Origin of the sequence: Caballeronia sp. LjRoot29, from assembly GCF_964252755.1 — a bacterium.
GTDB lineage: Bacteria > Pseudomonadota > Gammaproteobacteria > Burkholderiales > Burkholderiaceae > Caballeronia.
In genome coordinates this window covers 1-19,116 of the sequence record NZ_CAXUPU020000057.1, presented here as the reverse complement: position 1 = coordinate 19,116, position 19,116 = coordinate 1, and the positions used below count along the sequence as shown (strand labels likewise).

The 19,116-nt window shown below is 58.0% G+C and carries 16 protein-coding genes; 9 read left to right on the top strand and 7 right to left on the bottom strand.

The genetic code is table 11. The features are described 5' to 3' along the window. Positions 1–88 precede the first annotated feature (88 nt). Positions 89–940: a helix-turn-helix domain-containing protein gene (locus ACSQ83_RS34320; protein WP_436231179.1), complete on the top strand. Its 852-nt coding sequence runs from the start codon at positions 89–91 to the stop codon at positions 938–940. 128 nt (positions 941–1,068) lie between these two features. On the opposite strand, the gene ACSQ83_RS34315 is transcribed toward ACSQ83_RS34320, so the two are convergent. Both ACSQ83_RS34315 and ACSQ83_RS34310 read right to left on the bottom strand, forming a co-directional pair. After that, a complete protein-coding gene (locus ACSQ83_RS34315; RefSeq protein WP_436231170.1) occupies positions 1,069–1,713 on the bottom strand; it encodes a hypothetical protein in 645 nt (214 codons plus the stop codon). Between the two features lie 131 nt (positions 1,714–1,844). Then, the gene (locus ACSQ83_RS34310; RefSeq protein ID WP_414954771.1) at positions 1,845–2,165 is read right to left on the bottom strand and encodes a hypothetical protein; all 321 of its coding nucleotides are present in this window, start codon (positions 2,163–2,165) and stop codon (positions 1,845–1,847) included. A gap of 446 nt (positions 2,166–2,611) precedes the next feature. Here ACSQ83_RS34310 and ACSQ83_RS34305 point away from each other — a divergent pair, with 446 nt between their 5' ends. Next, entirely contained in the window at positions 2,612–2,848 is a 237-nt protein-coding gene (locus tag ACSQ83_RS34305; RefSeq protein WP_414968019.1) for a hypothetical protein, read from the top strand. Positions 2,849–2,999: 151 nt separating this feature from the next. After that, positions 3,000–3,908, top strand: coding sequence for a cation diffusion facilitator family transporter (locus tag ACSQ83_RS34300; RefSeq protein WP_414954773.1), 909 nt, complete (start codon positions 3,000–3,002; stop codon positions 3,906–3,908). A 107-nt stretch (positions 3,909–4,015) separates the two neighbouring features. On the opposite strand, the gene ACSQ83_RS34295 is transcribed toward ACSQ83_RS34300, so the two are convergent. Next, positions 4,016–4,513 (bottom strand): Lrp/AsnC family transcriptional regulator, encoded by a 498-nt coding sequence (locus ACSQ83_RS34295; RefSeq protein WP_436231169.1) that lies wholly within the window; start codon positions 4,511–4,513, stop codon positions 4,016–4,018. A 144-nt stretch (positions 4,514–4,657) separates the two neighbouring features. Next, the gene (locus ACSQ83_RS34290) at positions 4,658–6,703 is read right to left on the bottom strand and encodes an FAD-dependent oxidoreductase (protein WP_436231168.1); all 2,046 of its coding nucleotides are present in this window, start codon (positions 6,701–6,703) and stop codon (positions 4,658–4,660) included. Between the two features lie 207 nt (positions 6,704–6,910). Between ACSQ83_RS34290 and ACSQ83_RS34285 the strand changes: the two genes are divergently transcribed. Further along, positions 6,911–7,873, top strand: coding sequence for a LysR substrate-binding domain-containing protein (locus ACSQ83_RS34285; RefSeq protein WP_436231167.1), 963 nt, complete (start codon positions 6,911–6,913; stop codon positions 7,871–7,873). A gap of 87 nt (positions 7,874–7,960) precedes the next feature. On the opposite strand, the gene ACSQ83_RS34280 is transcribed toward ACSQ83_RS34285, so the two are convergent. After that, positions 7,961–9,508: a methyl-accepting chemotaxis protein gene (locus ACSQ83_RS34280; protein WP_414968016.1), complete on the bottom strand. Its 1,548-nt coding sequence runs from the start codon at positions 9,506–9,508 to the stop codon at positions 7,961–7,963. Positions 9,509–10,339: 831 nt separating this feature from the next. Here ACSQ83_RS34280 and nadC point away from each other — a divergent pair. The 3 genes from nadC to ACSQ83_RS34265 all read left to right on the top strand — a co-directional run bounded on the left by nadC (position 10,340) and on the right by ACSQ83_RS34265 (position 14,473). Next, positions 10,340–11,176, top strand: coding sequence for a carboxylating nicotinate-nucleotide diphosphorylase (nadC, locus tag ACSQ83_RS34275; protein ID WP_436231166.1), 837 nt, complete (start codon positions 10,340–10,342; stop codon positions 11,174–11,176). Positions 11,177–11,183: 7 nt separating this feature from the next. Continuing rightward, complete coding sequence (phnN, locus tag ACSQ83_RS34270; protein WP_436231165.1) at positions 11,184–12,983, top strand: phosphonate metabolism protein/1,5-bisphosphokinase (PRPP-forming) PhnN; 1,800 nt, start codon at positions 11,184–11,186, stop codon at positions 12,981–12,983. 128 nt (positions 12,984–13,111) lie between these two features. Continuing rightward, entirely contained in the window at positions 13,112–14,473 is a 1,362-nt protein-coding gene (locus tag ACSQ83_RS34265; protein ID WP_436231164.1) for an MFS transporter, read from the top strand. A gap of 61 nt (positions 14,474–14,534) precedes the next feature. On the opposite strand, the gene ACSQ83_RS34260 is transcribed toward ACSQ83_RS34265, so the two are convergent. After that, the gene (locus tag ACSQ83_RS34260; protein ID WP_436231163.1) at positions 14,535–16,013 is read right to left on the bottom strand and encodes an HD domain-containing phosphohydrolase; all 1,479 of its coding nucleotides are present in this window, start codon (positions 16,011–16,013) and stop codon (positions 14,535–14,537) included. A gap of 162 nt (positions 16,014–16,175) precedes the next feature. On the opposite strand from ACSQ83_RS34260, the gene ACSQ83_RS34255 reads away from it, so the two are divergent. Beyond that, positions 16,176–16,967, top strand: a complete 792-nt coding sequence (locus ACSQ83_RS34255) for an alpha/beta fold hydrolase (RefSeq protein ID WP_436231162.1) — start codon at positions 16,176–16,178, stop codon at positions 16,965–16,967. 80 nt (positions 16,968–17,047) lie between these two features. On the opposite strand, the gene ACSQ83_RS34250 is transcribed toward ACSQ83_RS34255, so the two are convergent. Then, positions 17,048–17,956 carry a LysR family transcriptional regulator gene (locus tag ACSQ83_RS34250; RefSeq protein WP_414954783.1) on the bottom strand — a complete coding sequence of 303 codons (909 nt, stop codon included), beginning with the start codon at positions 17,954–17,956 and terminating at the stop codon, positions 17,048–17,050. Positions 17,957–18,058: 102 nt separating this feature from the next. Here ACSQ83_RS34250 and ACSQ83_RS34245 point away from each other — a divergent pair. After that, the coding region (locus ACSQ83_RS34245) for an SDR family oxidoreductase (protein ID WP_436231161.1) at positions 18,059–19,116 on the top strand (1,058 nt) is incomplete at its 3' end.

The following is a 19,116-nucleotide window of genomic DNA, read 5'->3' as shown; positions in this document are numbered from 1 at the left end:
AAAAACCGCGAACGTAGGCGTTATTCTTATATGTCCCGCGCGGTGGCGCCTGAACAATGACCTGAATCCTGTTGCCAATGAGAGACCCATGAATTCCCCACGCCTCAACGCAAAGCCACCTGCCAGCGAGCTCGGCTTGCTGCTGCGCCAATGGCGCGACATGCGCGGCAGAAGCCAGTTTGAGTTATCACTTGATGCGGGCGTCTCGCAACGGCACATCAGTTTTATTGAAAGCGGGCGCAGCGTTCCGAGCCGTCAAATGTTGCTGGATATAGCCCAGGCGCTGGACATTCCTCTTCGTGAACGCAATCCATTATTGCTAGCGGCCGGCTACGCTCCCATCTATCAGGAAACCGCGTGGGACGCACTCGAAATGCAGAGTGTGACCAACGCGCTAGGGCGCATCTTGCGTCAGCACGAACCTTTTCCTGCGATGGTAATGGACCGTTATTGGAACGTGCTCATGACCAATGAATCCTCGCCACGGTTCTTCAATTGCTTTATCGACCTGTCTGCGCGCAAGAGCCCTCGCAACATGCTGCATCTCATGTTCGACCCGGAAGGCATGCGCCCGTTTGTTGCCAACTGGGAGGATGTGGCAAAAAGCCTGATCCAGCGGGTTTATCGTGAATCCGTGGGGCGCGTCATTGATGACAAAACCCAAGGATTACTCGCGGATCTCCTCGCCTACCCCGATGTCCAGACAGCGTGGAAATCGCCTCATGCGATGAACGCCACGCCCGCTACACGCACCATGCCAGTCATCCCCATCAGCTTCGTCAAAGACGATGAAGTGCTGAGTTATTTTTCCATGGTCACGACTGTAGGAACTCCGCAGACGATCGCCGCGCAGGAGCTGCGTATTGAATGTTTGTTTCCGGCGGACGATGTCACGGAAGCACGCCACGTTGTAATGCTTGACGAGGTTTCGGCTAAGTGAGGGAATTGTGCTTGCCATGCAAGCCTGACCGTTCACCGGGAAATCACCGTGAATACCCACCAGTGAATTGACGGTCGAACAAGCGAGACGCTAGAGAGCGCCCCGCACTACCGCGACTTGCGGAAAAATTATTGCGGATAAACGCTCACGAGAAATCCACCGAATGTATCGAATACGGGCCTGTTTTCGAGCACCACATCAACGGTGGGCAATTCCGGATTTTCTTCTTCAACAACCATAAAACAGAACTCGGGCGCCGCCGACGAAAGTGCTGCCCGGGCTTCAGCCAGGTTCCGCTCTGCATCGAGAAGCAAGTTTGCCTCTTCCGCAGCCAAGGGCCGTCCAGACGACGGCGGACCTTTACGAATCATGTGCACGGTCAGCTTTGCTTCGTTGATCGATGCGGGGGGCACCAGGTGAAACTCGCAAAGCGAGAGCGTTCCTCGCGTCTCTGCAATCTCCAGCGAAAATTGCATGCCCTCATAGGCCGCGGTGTATCGCTTCGCCTCGCCAGCTGCCGTGAACCCGCCTTTGATAAAGTGGTTCTTGAATTCGGCGACCGCCGTGCTCTTGGCCTGCACCACGGCGGCATTCAACCGCTCGGCGAACTGCCTTTGCAACGGCCCGACCTGAGCCTTCAATTTTGCAATTTCTTTAACGGTTCGAAGATCCATCATTTTTCTCTGTGGGTTGCCAGGCGGCTGTGCCGCTCTGGCGAAAAACCATTTGCACCGCCAGCAGGCGACGCATCCACTGGACGACACAGTGCTCAAACGAGGCCATTGCGTGCATGGCGCGGCCTGCAACGGCCTCAACGGTTTGATCGTGACCGAACCTGCCGCTCAAGGCGCGATGCCCAGCGCGGGCCTTGCATGAACGGCAAGCCCGATAACGTGGCGACGCTTTAGTCGAATGGACGGACGAACACATCGCGCCGGGTCGGATCCGAAACAAACTTGAACAAGGACATGCCTGCAGGTTTGGCTTTCAGGTCGCCATTAATGGCGGTATGCACGGCCGTAAAGGTCTTCGCGACAGCATCGCTTAGTCCGCTTGTGCCAGCAAGAATGGGCGCCCGCGCACAATAATCCCGGACAAACGTGTTTCCCGATGCTTGCAACAGCGAAACCATGACTTCGAAGTCAGTGCCATGTATGCGATGGCTTACAACCAACTTCCCTTCTCCGTGCCCGGCTAGCAACTCTTCTACGATCTGGCGATTCATTTGTACTGACTTCTCCTTTGGCCGTCGTGCAGCAGCGCTGCACGACCGGCACCCGCGACTGATATCGACGCAATGGGTGCCCCCTTCAGGGGAACACAAATCGGGCGAACAAAGGCAATTCTTTTTAATTACCTTTTTCGCGCCTTAGTCACGCATTAGTCATGAAGTGCGAAATACGCCCTGTTTCGTCTCTTTCGGAGCCATTTTAAGTACGGAAACACCGAAACAACGGGAACGAATCAATCAGATGCTTAACAAGTCCCTGCAGACTCATTCCCCGCGGGTGCGCCCAAAAACCTGATCAACCTTGCCCGACACCGCCAGTTCTCCCCGCCCGATTAAAACATTTCGCTTGGCGCACCGTCGCGCTCGCTCATTGCCACCTCTTGATAGAATCGATGAAATCAATGGTTGTTTAACGATTGATCACACCATTGGAGTTCAATTTGGCAACTTACGAAGTCGATTTTTTCTACAGCTCGGCCGAAGCACCTGAAACTTACAATCAGCACATGACTCACCATACGGTCTCCGGCGTGCCTGATTATCTTCTCGGTGAAGCCGCCGTGGCGCATATCACCGCCCGCTTGCTGCATGACAATCCTACTTTCAGGCGGATTCGTAATCTAAAGATCCTGAGCACGGGGGCTCCGACGAATTCAAGCAAGCCGACCGGTGAGTAAAGCGGCGTTGCGCCAGCTTCTCGCACGCGCGCCTCATGCAAGTGCTCGTTCATCCAATGCCAAGCCGTGCATTTCCAGCGTTTGCATGCGAGTGTCGTAGCATGACGGCTTACTAAGCGAGAAGCCTGAACGAGAAGCGAGACGCGCGCCCATGTCCGATTACCTGTCGAATCAAAAGCTGCGCCGGTTCGCCTCGATCATGGCGCTCGCTGTCGCGCTCACCCTGGTCGGCGTCAAGGCCTGGGCATGGCTTGCGACGGGCTCGATCGCGCTGCTCACCTCTGCGGCCGACGGCCTGGTCGATGTCGTCGCGTCCTTCGTCACCTTCGCAGGCGTCCGGTATGCAGGGCGTCCTGTCGACCGGGGTCATCGTTATGGACATGGCAAAGCGGAAGCCGTAGCCGCGCTGGTGCAAGCCTTGTTGCTCACGGGCGCGGCCGTGGGACTGGGAATTGAATCGATCCAGCGCCTGTTCGTCCCGCAACCGCTCACCGACATGGGCTTCGGTTTATGGGTAATCATCGCCAGCCTGATCGCTGCAGGCGGACTCGTTTCGTTGCAAACCTATGTCGTCAAACGAACCGGGTCGACAGCCATTGCCGCGGACCGGGCGCACTATGTCACCGACGTTGCGGTGAACATTGCCGTGCTGGTCGCGCTCGCGCTTGAACGCTTTTTTGCGTGGACCCGGTCGGACGCAATAGGTGCGTTGGCCATTTCCTGCTACATGCTATGGAATGCGCGGGACATGGCACAGCAAGCGTTGATTCAGCTGCTCGACCGGGAACTCGACACCTCGGACCGCGAGCGGATCCGGGCCACCGTGCTGGGTTGCGAAGGCGTTCAGGGCGTGCATGACATCCGCACTCGACATGGCGGCGACCGGGTGTTCGTGGAATTCCACGTCGAGGTGGACGGAGCCATGTCGGTTGAACAAGGCCACAGCATTGGAGACCATGCAGAAGACGCGGTGCGATCGATATTCCAGGCAGCCGATGTGGTCGCTCATCTGGAACCTGCCGGCATTGATGACCGGCGCCTGGACGATCTGGTCAAGTGATTGAGCAAGCGCACGACGCAAGCACCAAGCGAGCGGGAATTAACAAATACGCCTTTCGCGGCACAACGCGACCAGAGCACTCAACTGGCTGAGGTTGGCCGGCTTGATCAGAAATAGTTGTGTGAAAACAAGGTCTCCAGCGGATAAGCATTCTTCATGATCGGCGACTTGATCATGACGTAACTAGAGTACTTTTCAATACCGATGTTCCGCGCCAGCAAGTCCTCAATCAGGCTCTGATAGTGCCCGACGCTGCGGGTGACAAACTTGAGCAAGTAGTCATAGCCGCCACTCGCCAGATGGCATTCAACAATTTCGTCCACCTCGCGAATGGCCGCGACGAAGCGCGCAGAATCCTCACGCCGGTGGTCCGCGAGCGTGACCTGTGTGAACACACTCTGGACATCGCCCATTTTCTCCAGCAGGATCTGCGCGGCATAACCCGCGATATAGCCCGCGCTCTCAAGGCGCTTCACGCGAATCAGGCAAGGACTGGGGGATAGGCCGACAGCATCGGCAAGCTCAACGTTAGTAATACGACCATGCGTCTGTAGGCGAGAAAGAATTCTCAGGTCGATCCGGTCCAACTTGCAGTGTGTGCTCATCAAAACGTCTCCCAAATCAATTGCTCAAGCGAAACACAATAGCTTTCGCAAATAAACGATCAATTTTTAAAAATCGACTGGTTCATAATAGTTCGACATCCGAATCATATTCATTGCGTTAAACCGGTTGATCCTCGCGGGACACTACATGGTTCGCACGAGGCGGAAAGCATCGAAGATTGCCGCATGAATGTTCCGCGACGATTCCGCATCACCAATCCGATACAGTTCGTAACCAGCAGGCTCCTCAGTCATCCACGGTTGAGCCTTGCCGAGCAAGAGGCAATCAAGGTCGGCTTTCCCTTCGTTCACTGACTCGCTGCGCAGCTCATGAAACAGATCGTCGACGGGCATCATGCCGCGCTCGACCACAACATGATCCGCATCCATGCAAACCGGCTCCGAAGTCAGTTCATGCGTGAACCAGGCGCGGCATTTGTTGCCAGGCAGACGCTCTACCCGCTGGAGCCGCAAATTGTGTCGCAGGGCAACCTTCAATTCGTTGAAACGACGCAGCCAGCCAATATGATCTCCCCGTCCCGCCAGTTCCTCGCCAAAACATCCGTCCAGCGTGACCAGCTCTACTTCGATGCCAGCTTGCGCGTAACGCTCGGCACATGTTGCCGCCACATGCCGGCCGGTACCGTCGTAAACGATCGCGCTTCCTGATGCAGGGACGTGCACGGTCAGCGCATCGAAGGCCGAGGTACAGTGTTCGTTCCCCGGCAAATCATCGAGATCGGGCATCCCGCCAGTCGCAACAATCACAACGTCGGGATGCTCAGCCAGCACTACGGAAGCGTCGGCATAGGCGCCGGTCCTGACATCCACGCCCAGACGATCCAGCTCGCTCGCCCGCCAGTCCACGATCCCGATCAGGTCCTTACGCCAGCTCCCCGTGTGCGCGAGCAAGACCTGACCGCCAAGCTTGGGAGCCGCTTCGAATAACACCACTTGATGCCCGCGCCGCGCAGCAACGCGCGCGGCTTCGAGACCGCCCACGCCTCCGCCGATCACCACCACTTTGCGGCCGGAGCGTTGGGCTCGATCAACCTCGTGTGCGATCCAGGTCTCGCGTCCCGTTGACGGATTGTGAATGCACGCAGATTGATGAGCACGGCAAAATGATGCGCCCACGCAGGGTCGGATGCGATCCTCTTCGCCGTCGATCAGCTTCTTAACAATATGCGGATCGGCGATATGTGCACGCGTCATGCCAACCAGGTCGAGCATGTTTTCCGACACTGCATAACGCGCGCTGGCAAGGTCGGCGATCTTCGCTGCATGGAACACCGGCAACGACACTTCGCGTTTGAACGCGGCGACTGCCGGCAACCACGGCGCTGACTTGGCGTACATGGTCGGCATGTTGTCATCGGCAAGCGCGGCCGCCGTGTCCATGCGCCCGTAGACCACGTTGAAGAAGTCGATCAAGCCCGACGCTTCGAGTATTTTGGCCGCCGTCAGCGCGTCGGCGGAAGTCAGGCCGCCTTCCAGCGCCTCGTTGATGACATAGCGAATACCGACGATAAAGTCACTGCCCACCTGCCGGCGGATCTCTTCATGAACCTCAAGCACAAAGCGGCATCGATTTTCAATGGAACCGCCATATTCGTCGGTCCGCCGGTTAGTCATGGGGCTGAGAAACTGCCCGATCAAGTGCCCGCCAGCCAGGGTTTCAACACCGTCGAGCCCCCCGTCCTTGCAACGCCGGGCCGCATGACCGAAGTCGCGGATGGTGCGTGCAATGTCGCTGTGGTCCATCTCGCGTGGAATGCTTCGATGCAGCGTCTCGCGCACTCGCGACGGCGCAATAGTCGACAACCAGTCCGATGCGTACGGACTTCCCCGCCGCCCCATGTGGGTAAGCTGGCACATCAGCGCAGCGCCATGTTTATGCATTCGCTCGGAAAACGCCTGAAAACACGGGATGATCCGATCATCGGTGAGATCGATCTGCGCGAACACGTTGGAACTGTCGCGGCTCACAACCGACGAGCCGCCGAACATGCTCAGCCCAATCCCCCCAATGGCCTTTTCTTCGTGATAACGCTGGTAGCGCTCGAGCGGCAAACCGTTTTCCGTCAAACCACTCGCGTGGCTCGTACTCATAATCCGGTTTTTCAACACCAGGTGTCGGATCCGCAGCGGCTGCAGCAACGGGTCGTGGCTCCGTGGAGGACGGGTCATTGAACTTACCTTTGGCTTGGGGAATGGATGGAATGGATGGGTTGGCGGGCACGCACGCTGTCATTTTTCAAACATCCAATGCACGGACCCAGACAGAATGTTATGGTTATCGACGCCTGCTTTGACCCGTGTTTGAATAGCTAGAACATAGGCAGCGCATTAAACTCCGTCAAATGACATTTGCTCTTTCGATCCCAACATAATGTTATGGATACGCTACGCAACTTCGGCTCGTCAATGAATTCGCTGGTGGTGTTCGAGGTCGTCGCCCGGGAGAAAAGCATTACCCGCGCGGCGAATGAACTGAACGTGACGCAGGTCGCCGTCAGTCGAATGATCGTGAGACTGGAGAAAGCGCTAGGCACTCAGTTGTTCGTTCGCTCGCGCGCCGGGCTCGTGCTGACGGACGACGGGCTGTTGCTCGAACGCGGTGTGAATGAGGGCTTCGGGCATATCAAGCGTTCTGTAACCGATATCAAGCAGCGGCAGCAGCGCACGCAGACAGTCACCCTGTCGCTCTCCAGCGCTTTCATTGCGTACTGGCTAATGCCGAGATATCAACGCTTTCAAAGCGCGTTTCCTGAAATCAGCTTGCGTTTCGATGTAATCAGCGGTGTCCTTCAGGGCACCACCGACGAAGCCGATCTCGCGTTACGCCCAGCGGACCAGCGACGTAAATCCCAGCAAAGCTGGACCTTCACGCCGGAAGTCATCGTGCCGGTTTGCAGTCCGTCTTATCTTGAGAATCATGGGCCGCTTGATCACGCGCGCGATTTGCCTAAGCACACGCTGATCGAGTTAGTGCCGACAACAATCAATTGGGAAAATTTTCACGAACGCGTCGGCATGGCCGGGACAGTGCCGGATGACCCGCTGATCTTCTCCGACTATGCGCTGGTGCTCCAGACCGCCATGATCGGCCGTGGCATAGCGCTAGGCTGGGTGTCCGGCGTGTCTTATGCATTGCGAACGGGACAGTTGGTTCCGGCTTCCCGGCACGTTGTCATAACGGGCCGTCACTACGAACTGATCAGTGGCCAACGTCCCGCACGACCGCATGTGGAGCGGGTAAAGGAGTGGCTAGTGGCCGAGATGGAAGCGGACCTTCAGGAGGTCGCACGCATGTATCCGGTCTTGGGAAAAGTGGCGCCGCCAGAAGGGATTTCTTAAAGCGGGTCGAGGTTTGGACTGAACTATCGCTAAGCGAGTTTCGCCGCAACGCTGGTTGCAGCGAAACTCAAGGCACCAAATCCAAGCTTAGTTAACCTGAAACGCAGCAACACTTTCTACCAGCCCATGAGCCTGCTCGCGCATTGACACGGCAGCCGCTGCCGCCTCTTCAACCAGCGCCGCGTTTCGTTGCGTGACTTCATCCATTTGGGTGACGGCCTTGTTGACTTGTTCAATGCCGTCGCTTTGCTCCTCGGAAGCCGACGCAATCTCCTTCATGATCGCAGTGACGCGTTGAACTGAAACCAGGATCTCCTTCATGCACTGGCCGGCATTATCGACGAGTGTGGCGCCGCTCTGAACGCGGCCATTCGAATGATCGATCAGTCGCTTGATGTCTTTGGAAGCAGTCGAGGAGCGCTGCGCCAGATTGCGAACTTCGGATGCAACAACAGCAAAACCCCTGCCGTGTTCGCCCGCTCGCGCGGCCTCGACCGCCGCATTGAGTGCAAGGATATTAGTCTGGAAAGCGATCCCTTCAATCATGCCGAGGATCTCTCCAATCTGTTTCGTACTATCGGTGATCTCGTCCATGGTCGCGACGACTTCCGAGACGACTTCGTTGCCGCGATTGGCAATGGAGAATGCATCGCCGGCCAGTACTGAAGCTTGCCGTGCGTTGTCGGCATTCTGTCTCACCGCAGACGTGAGCTGCTCCATGCTCGCAGCAGTTTCTTCCAGCGACGCAGCCTGTTCTTCGGTTCTTCGTGACAGGTCCGAATTGCCTGACGATATCTCGTCCGTGGACGTTCCAATGGACTGCGCCGCGCCGATGATCGCAACCACGGCCTGACGCAGTTGCGCCTGCATCTCCTGCAGCCTGAACAGAAGGCTGCCTCGATCGCCGGCTTGCAGGTCTATGTGTTGCGCCAGATTACCGCCCGCAGTCGCGCTCACGACCAGGGCCGCATATTCAGGCGAGCCGCCCAGCGACCGATTCAACCTGCGGTTCACGAAGTACACAACCCCAGACAGCACGGCAGCAATAAGCGCAACGAGCACCACCAACTGGCGCAGCGATGCATTGAATGCCTCGTCGATATCGTCCAGATAGGCGCCCGTCACGAACGACCAGTCCCAAGGTTTAAAGGTTGCAATGTGGCTGCGCTTGCGTACGGGTTCCTTCGAACCAAGCCGGGGAGTGGCGTAGTCGACGAACCCATCGCCAGAACCCTTCGCGATTTCGGCCATCGCACGGTACACATACTTCCCGTTGGAGTCCTGATAGTCGCCAAAGTATTTACCCTCCGTCTCCGGCTTCGAAGGGTTCATGACCGCGTGGCAATCTGAATCGACGATAGATACGTATCCGTCAGTGCCGTAACGGATTGCCCGCAATTGCGCGAGTGCCTGCTTCTTCGCCTCAGGCGTCGATAACGTTCCGTCAGCGGCCAGCGCCGCGTAGCGTCGCGTGATGCTCATCGCGATATCTCCCGCATCCTTCAACGAATGCTGCCTTTCTTGCAGGCGGACCTCGCGAGTCTGGTATGCCCCAAAGCCCGCCACAGAGATCAGGCAAATCAGGGAAAGCGCTAAAGGAATCCACAACTGTTGCTGAAATGTAAGCCGTTTCATGAGGTCTTTATATAGAAGTGTACTTAGCGGTGTACGGCACGAAGCTCAGATACTTGATAGTTCTCTTCGCGTTCTTTGGTGTTTTTTCAGATTGCTGCCCTGCTGCCGAGCGTGCTTCACGCTCTCGCTCCCTGCTGCTCTCAAGCGGGTCGTTGCCGACCTTGGTCAAACAAGGTCATATAGAGTGTACACATTGCATTTTCCCTGGAAAAAGTTATCTCTCGGCAAGTCCGTTTAGATGGGGTATTCCCTTAAATGATGCATTTAATTAGGGTTTTCACCAAACTAAAGCACACGTGCACCAACAAAAATATACTTAGATATCTTGCCAAATTATAATGTGAACACTAGACTTTTAGATATCGAACGCCACCAGACGCCGCGCTTAGAAGGAGTCGACCAGATGACCGGGACTTTGGGTATCGGGCAGATTTCTTCGCCGTCGCTCCGGCCGGCCTGTGCTGCAGGAATGGCGTCAAGAAGAGTTGGCTTAGGGCACGTTGCTCGCGAGTACTTGCCATTAGTTGTCGACGCAAACGCGATACCGGCTCAGGCGAGGTGCGGGATCGTCACCGCCGCCAATATGTTTTTGACGCGCTCAACGTCATGGCTCGGAGCAGTCTTTGAGCGTAGACGTTGTAATTGCAGGCTGAAGCAACCAGTGCATCAATTCCACTAAGACGCCTTAGCGGGCTTTTCACTATTACGCATTAAATCTTATCTATTTCGTAGTCCGACATTTTGTAATGTTCGACGTCAGGGCAAAGAACACCTCTGCCGATGCCCCTGTCGAGCAAGAAACACGCTTTTTTATACACTCGGAGACTGACAATGTACGACGTATTTCAAACGGATCGCCTGATCGACATGTGGCTGACCGAAGACATTGGGTACTGTGACCTCACCGCACAGGTCATGATCGAAGCGGACGAAACGGGTGCATTCTTCATGAATGCTCGCGAAGACCTGATCGTGGCGGGCATCGACGTCGCAGCCCGTGTATTCAAGCGCTACGATTCAACGCTCGACGTCGTCGTACGCGTCAAGGACGGTGACCATGTAAAGAAAGGGGCGGTGCTTCTTGACGTAAAGGGCAATGCACGAAGCGTGCTGACCGCCGAGCGCACGGCACTTAACATCGTGCAACGCATGTCCGGCATTGCCAATCTCACGGCCGAGTACGTCAAGGCGGTCTCAGGAACGCGTGCACGGCTGATCGACACACGCAAGACCACACCCGGTTTGCGCATGCTGGAGAAACACGCGGTGACTTGTGGCGGGGGCTTGAACCATCGCCTCGGGCTTGATAACGGCGTGATGATTAAAGACAATCACATTGCGGTTTGCGGCGGGATCAAGAAGGCTGTGCAGCGTGCGCGCCGGCATCTGCCGGTATTGACGAAGCTCGAGGTGGAATGCGATCGCATCGAGCAGGTCGAGGAAGCGCTGGAAGCCGGCGTTGACGTCATCATGCTCGACAACATGTCGGTAGCGGAAATGACGAAGGCCGTGGAGTTGGTCAATGGCCGTACGAAGCTTGAAGCGTCTGGCGGTATTAATCTCGCGACGATCGGGGAAATATCCAGGACGGGCGTCGACTATATCTCCACAAGCAAGATCAACCAGGCCTCCGTGTGCGTTGATATCGGTCTGGACGAGGCGGAGTAACCCCCTTATGTCCGATGGAATTTTCTTCTTTGTGGTCGGCCCGAGCGGCGCCGGCAAAGACTCTCTGATTGACGGAGCGCGTGAAGTCCTAAGCGATTTCGTCTTTGCGCGTCGGGTCGTCACCCGCCCTCACGGCTCCCCGGGTGAAGATCACGAAGCGCTTAATGAAACTGAGTTCGCGCGTCTCGACGGCCAAGGGGAATTCCTGATTACCTGGTCGGCACACGGACTGAGATACGGTTTGCGCCGTGAACTCCTCCATCCGATTTCGCGGGGGCAACACGTCATCGCGAACGGATCGCGGGCAATGATCGACGAGCTTTCACGCCGCGTGCCGCGACTGGTGATTGTCGAAGTGAGCGCGCCAGCTTCCGTGCTGGCCGCGCGAATTCTCGGACGAGGTAGGGAAACGCCGGACGAGGTTTTAAAACGCGTAACGCGTCAGGTCGAACCGACCTCCGCGGATGTCGAGGTCCTGAAGGTGCTCAATGACGGCACGCTTGAGCAAGGGATAGAACGTTTCGTCGCGGCGCTCGGCCGCGCCACACAGCCCGTTGCGCCCAGCATGCGCGCGTTGAAGGCGAAGATTGCAGGCGATGAACTGAACGAAGCTCAATATGGTGTAGTGCTCGACGACATCCTTGCACTGCGTTACTCGGACCGGAATATCAACGCGTTCCTCTTGCACGCGTCGCAAAACCTGTCCGACGCCGAAGTGCTTGCGCTAGCAAGGGTCAGGTGCAAGCTGTCGCCCCGGATCGAATGGGACGAGCCAATCCTCGTTGACAAGCATTCAATGGGCGGCGTTCCGGGTAGCCGGATTACGTTGATCGTCGTACCCATTGTGGCGGCGTTCGGGCTTGCAATGCCGAAGACGTCATCGAGAGCGATCACCTCTGCCGCAGGCACTGCCGACGCGATGGAAACGGTTGCACGTGTCGATCTCACGAGCGAAGAGGTACGTCGTTGCGTCAGTGAAGCGCGCGCCTGTATTGCGTGGAACGGACGGCTGAATCACTCGTTGATTGACGACCGGATCAATGCATTTACCAGACCGCTGGGCCTCGACTCGAACCGCTGGTCCGTGGCGTCGATTCTGTCCAAGAAGTGGTCGGCCGGATCCACTCACGTCATCATCGATCTTCCTTACGGCCCGAACGCAAAACTCAAGGACGAACACGAAGCGCGCACTTTAGGTAACCTTTTCGAATATGTGGCAGCGGGCTTGGGGCTGCACGTAAAGGCGATGGTCACCGATGGCAGCGGCCCGATCGGGCGGGGCATCGGACCTGCACTGGAGGTGCGTGACGTGAAGCAGGTCCTGGACAACGATCCGGACGCACCCGCCGACCTGCGGGAAAAAGCACTCTGTTTCGCGGCGGAGATACTTGCGTGGGCGCCGTCCATTGGCACTGTTTCCAAGGGGCGGCAGTTTGCAGAGTCGCTGCTTTACTCCGGCCGGGCGCGTAGTGCATTCGAAAGGATTATCGATAGCCAAGGCCGGCGAGTACCACCAGTTTCGCCGGCTGGGTATCGTCAGACGGTCGTGGCGCAGCAAGGGGGAATCGTATCCGGCATCGACGGCTGGGCCATCGGCGGAATCGCTCGAAAAGCCGGCGCTCCAGCGGACCTCGGCGCGGGCGTGGATCTTCTCGCCACAGTGGGTCAGCAGGTCGAGCCCGGGGATGGACTATTTCATATCTACGGCGCTGACGAAGAGCTTGTCTCGGCCGCGGTTCTGTTGGCGCAAACAACGCGCACGCATGACATCTGCATGGAAAGGTTGAATAGCCTCCCCTCCGCCTGAAGCGTGACGATGACGATGACGATGACGTAGCGATAAAGCGATAACGACGAGACAGTGATCAGCAGGACCGCAGCGGTAGCAGTGATTCCATATAAAGCGCGTGGTTAATTATCCTTGGAGTAGTGAGAATGCCCAAAAGAGTCGGCAATTTACGGTGGGGGATTGTTTCGTTGCTGATCGCTCCCATTACGTTCGTCATGACGCTGGACCGCGCTGCAATGACGATCGCTGCACCTACGATCCAGAAGGAACTGGGTCTGTCGCTTGTCGAGATGTCAGTGATCCTGACGATTTATTTCTGGACATACGCATTGGGGCAGGTCCCCGCCGGCAGACTGGCCGAGCGTCATGGCTCGAGAAAGGTCCTGTTTGGAACGAGCGCGCTGTGGTCCCTGATGATGATCGTGACGCCGTTAGGCGTGGGCTTTAGCTGGCTCGTGGGCTGCCGCGCGCTGCTCGGAGGTGCACAATCCGCCGACTGGTCTAGCGGCATACTCGCGGTGAAACGCTGGTTTCCCAGGAATGAACGCGCAAAGGGAAACTCCTTTCTCCTGGGCGGCCTTTATCTCGGACCCATCATTTCAGCACCGCTTACCGCCTGGATGATCTTGCAGTTCGGCTGGCACTCGGTCTTCTACGTGTTCGGCGCAATCGGCCTCATATTGGGGATCGCGTGGTGGTTCGGTTATCGCGATGTTCCCGCGCAGCATCCGTTAGTCACCGCTGAGGAAGCGACGTATATTGCAGCGGGACAGTCGGAACCGGAGGCAGTTGCCAAAGGGGTATTTCTGAAGTGCCTCCGGCACCCGCGCTTCTGGCTTTTCGGTATCCAGTACTTCCTGCTGGTCCTGATCCAGAGTTTCTACACGACATGGCTCCCGACCTATCTCATGCGCGCACGCGGACTTTCGCTTAAGTCGATGGGGTTCGCGGCATCGCTTCCCTGGATCGCCGTGTTCGTAGCAGTATTTGTGGCGGGGATCGTGTGCGACAAGATATTGAAGCGCACTCAATCGGTCTGGGCCGCTCGCGCTCCGGTTGCCATGGTGGGATTTCTTGTTAGCGCCATCGCCCTCTGCCTGGCTTCCTATGCCGTCAATATTGCGGCCGTCGTTGGTTTCCTGTGCTTGTCTTTCGCTGCGGTCGGGTTCGTGCAAGTGGTTGTCTGGTCGGCAGCTCAGGACCTGGCGCGGGATTTCACCGGCGTGATGTCTGGGTGGACCAACCTGTGGGGAGCGGCATCGAATGTCGCAGGACCCGTTAGCGTCGCTTTCATGGTGCGGCTTACCGGTAACTGGGGGAGCGCGTTGGTCGTCATCGCACTGGCGGCTGGAGTGGGCACGGTGCTCTGGTTGTTCGTGCATCCTGAGAGGCCGCTGTTTGACACGCCGAAAGTCCCCGTCGCGGTTCCGCTTGAAGAGCACGTCCAGCCGATGACAAGCAACACCGGCCTGACCAGCGATCTGACTTCGGAGGAAGTGCGCCCTTGATTCTGGTTGCCTCCGGGTTGCAGACCTGCCGCTTCCCGGGGCATTTGATTTGAAATCGATATCAAATCAATTTAAGTGTCGACGCCTTTAAGGTGGCCGCAGCGCGCGTCGAGCATTCAAGCTTGCGGAACACGCTTTCCACATGCGTGCGCACCGTGCTGGGACTCAACTCCAGCACCTTCGCAACCTCCTTGTTACTCGCGCCCAGGCTAATGTGACGGAGCACCTCCGATTCCCGTGGCGACAACAGCGTTGCCTGGGCCGGGCGGGGTTTAATACCCCCTCCGCCCCCGTCATACTCGTCACGCGCATTTGCGATCAGCGCGTTGACAGCATCGGCATTGAAGCGCCCTGCCGATGCCTGCTCACGAAGCGATGTTGCAGCCTCTTCGGAAGATAGCGCCGCACGCCAGGGACGCTTGGCGCGCATCGCGACCCATGCGGCGGCCGCAGCGAGCACCTGGCCTTCGCGCGCTATGCCACCGCCTTCTGCACCCCGGAAATAGCCCGATCCATCGAGCCGCTCATACGCAAGCGATGCAATCTCCGACTCGCGAGCGAGCGCGCCGATCTGCTTGCCTGCCCGTGCGGTCCAATACGGCACCAGCCGCACTTTCTCCCACGCAGCCGCAGGCAAACGACCCGGCGTATTCCATACCGAATTGGGCACAGCCGCGCGTCCCATGCCGTGGATCAAACCAGCGAGATACACGCTGCGCTGGGTTTCCTCATCGAAACTCAAACGCGCGCCGCACGCCGCCGCTGCTTTCGCCACGCGCCGTGAATAGCCTGCCATCCAGGGCAGCTTCAAGTCGATCACATCGGCGATGATTTCCGGCGCGCTCGTTTGTTGCATCGGCTGCGTATTCAAGGGTTCATCGCGTGCCGATGCACTCCACTGCTCAAGCTCGTCCAGCCAGTTTGCCGCGCGCGACAAGGCCAGTTGCGCGAGCGCTTGAGGATACTGACGGCCCGCCTTCTGCGCGATCAGCGCCTTCGCCTGCTCGACTCCGTAGATGCGGCTAAAAATTTCGATATCGCCGGCCAACGCAACGAGAAACACGGCATCGGGCACCTTGCCGCCCTGCATTTGTTGCGGGAAACCGCCGCCGTCCCAGCTTTCGAAAATGTGCCGCAACGCCACCTGGGTTGCGCCGGCCAGGCCGAGCATGCGCGCGACCTCGCCCGATACTTCGCAGTGAATCTGCGCCAGCGGCGTGATGGTCGCGCCGACGTTTCCCGGCGCTTCGTCGCCGGCCCAACCGGGCCGCATCGCAAGCATGTTCGCCCTGCTGCCGACATCGTCTCCCAGCCACTCCGAAAAACCCGCTGCATTTGCCGTGCAGCCCGACCAGCGCAGCAGCGACACCTCCTTGACGACGCAGCACTGCGCGGCGTCGTGGCCGGCGTCGGCGGCGAGCCGGCCGGCAAGCCAGCCGGTACGCATCGAATGATCGGTGGGCTGCCCCATGCTGAGGTCGCCGACAAACGCAAGCGCCTTGACAGCGTCCAGCACCCGGATTGCAGAGTCGTCTTGCATCAATTTCGCCTCAGTTTTCGCTGCTCATGTAAGCGTCCGACAGATGCGTCCTCGGATCAGGCTCGGTCATTTGACCGATACAAGACATTGCCCGATCAGCGCATTCTCCATTCCGCACACTAATTTCCGTCCAAACCCTATTTCCCCTGGAGGATTCACATTATGAACACCCTGCTCAAAAAATGCCTTGCCGCTACGCTGCTGCTCGGCGGCCTGCTGTCGCTCTCCGCATTCACCCCGGCAAGCGCCGCCTCTGCCCCGGATGACCTGAAGGGAAAGAATGTGGTGCTGGTGCATGGCGCGTTCGCCGACGGATCGAGTTGGGACAAGGTCATCCCGATTCTGGAGGCAAAAGGCTTGCACGTAGTGGCGGTACAAAATTCTCTCAAGTCGCTCGACGATGATGCCGCTGCTACCAAGCGCGTGATCGAGCAGCAAAACGGTCCGGTCATCCTGGTGGGTCATTCCTGGGCTGGTGCAGTGATCACGCAAGCCGGTAATGACGACAAGGTGAAAGCGCTGGTGTATGTCGCCGCTTTTGCGCCCGACAAGGACCAGTCGATCAATGACATTTTGAAAGGAAAGCCGGCGCCATCGTGGGCGTCCTCGCTGCAGAAAGATTCCGCTGGATACCTGACGCTGTCCACCGATGCAATCATCCACGACTTCGCGCAGGACTTGCCGGTTGCACAAGCTCGCGTCGTGGCAGCGACTCAAGGTCCTTGGTTCGCCGGTTGTAGCGACGACAAGGTGACCGAAGCCGCGTGGCATAACAAGCCGTCGTGGTGGGTATTGACGGAAAAGGACCGCATGATTCCCGCTCCTTTGCAGGCCGCCATGGCGCAACAGATCGGCGCGACTGTAGTGAAGGTTGATGCAAGTCATGTGGCGATGCTGTCGAAGCCGGCGGACGTCGCGGCTGCGATCATCACCGCGGCACGCAGCGTGCAGTAAGTTACTTCGATGTTCGCGGCGAGGCCCCCGGACGGGGGCCTTCGCATTGAATCATTGCATTGAATCATGACGGCGTTCCATCATCGCACCGCGAGCGATGCCCTTAGCATGTCCAGCACCGCCGCCACTTTCGGCGTGAGTTGGCGTGCTCTCTGCCAGATCAGGAATAGCGGCAGGCCATCGGTTGCGAAGCCGCTCAAGACTTCGACAAGCCGGCCGGAGCGCAGCTTGCCATCTGCCAGCCACGTCGCCAGTTGTGCGATCCCCAATCCCGCCTCCACGGCTGCGAGCTGCGCCTCTGCATCACCGAACACAAGGCGATAAGGCAGCGCGCGTTTCACGACCGCCCCCCCTTCGGCAGCAAAGGTCCATGAACTCACGGTTCCATCGGGCCGTCCGTAACAGATGCAGTCGTGCTCGATCAGCGAGTCGGTATTCATCGGCTCACCGCGTCGCTCAAGATAGCCCGGCGAAGCGCAAAAGATCAGACGCTCATTGCCGACATAGTGGTGCGCGATCGATGCGGGCCACTCACTCATTGCGCCAATGCGCACGGCTACGTCGACCCCTTCTTCGACGATATCGACAAACCGGTCCGTGAACGTGACATGCGGCAGCAGATTAGGATATTGCTCGCAGAGTTTCGTCACGATGGGCAGCACCGCAAGGCGGCCAAATGTTGCCGGCAAGTCGATGCGAATGCGCCCCATCGGTTCGATCTTTTGAGCAGCCAAAATTGCTTCGGCTTCAGCGAGCTCGCGCAGTATGCGCACGCACGTTTCATAGAACGCCGAGCCTGCATCGGTGAGCGCGAGAGAGCGCGTCGTTCGCTCGAACAAGCGCACGCCAAGCCGCTCCTCCAGCCGCGCGACGCTTTTGCTGACTGCCGAGCTTGTCAGGTTAAGACGCTCGGCGGCCGACGCAAAACTGCCGGAATCAGCCGCATAGACAAAGGGAGCGATACCTTTCAGACCTTCAGAAGATGCCATATCATTAGCGAAAATATTTCATGAATTAGATGAAATACTATCGCGAAAGGCGGCTCCACTATCGAATAAGCTCTTTTCTTTGACTTCCAATGATGGATCGCCATGCAAAAACGAGCCTTGATCGTCGGTTCCAGCGGTGTGATCGGGACGGCGCTTTCCGAGCATCTCCTGGCCGCTGACTGGAACGTCACCGGCCTGTCGCGCGGACGCGGTACGCCGACTGCCGGCGTGCACGCGCTGACCGCCGATCTCACCGCGCCCGACGAAGTCGCGGCTGCCCTGAAATATCTGAACGTGGACGCCGTGTTCTTCACGGCTTGGGCGCGCCAGGCGACCGAGAAGGAAAATATTCGCGTCAACGGCGCAATGGTGAGCAATGTGCTGAACGTCGTGGGCCCATCGCTTCAAGGCGGTCATGCGGCGCTGGTCACGGGGCTGAAGCACTACCTTGGCCCGTTCGAGGCATACGGGAGCGGTGCCGTGCCCTTGACGCCCTTTCGCGAAGAGCAAGGCCGTCAGCCGGTCGACAACTTCTATTACGAACAAGAGGACAGGCTGTTCGATGCCGCCTCTCGCTTCGGCTTTACATGGAGCGTGCATCGCCCGCATACCATCATTGGTTATGCGCTCGGCAATGCAATGAACATGGGCGTGACGCTCGCCGTGTATGCCACGCTGTGCAAGGAAAGCGGCGCGCCGTTTGTATTCCCCGGCTCTGCCACGCAATGGAACGGGTTGACCGATATGACCGATGCCCGCCTATTAGCACGGCATCTGGAGTGGGCGGCGACTAGCGAGCAAGCAGCGGATGAAGATTTCAACGTCGCTAACGGCGATGTATTCCGATGGCAGTGGATGTGGTCGCAGATCGCGAACTACTTCGAGATCGAGGCCGCTCCATTCGATGGCGTGACGCGTCCGTTAGAAAGCCGGATGCAGGACAGCGCCCCGGATTGGCAGGCCATCGCTGCGCGTCATGAACTCAAGGAGCCGGCGATTGAAAAGCTCGTATCGTGGTGGCATACGGACGCCGATCTTGGCCGGCCCATGGAGGTGGTGACCGATATGTCGAAGAGCAGGAAGGCAGGCTTTTTAGCGTATCAAAGCACGCTTGACTCGTTTGTCGATCTGTTCGAACGATTGAAGCGCGAGCGGGTTAT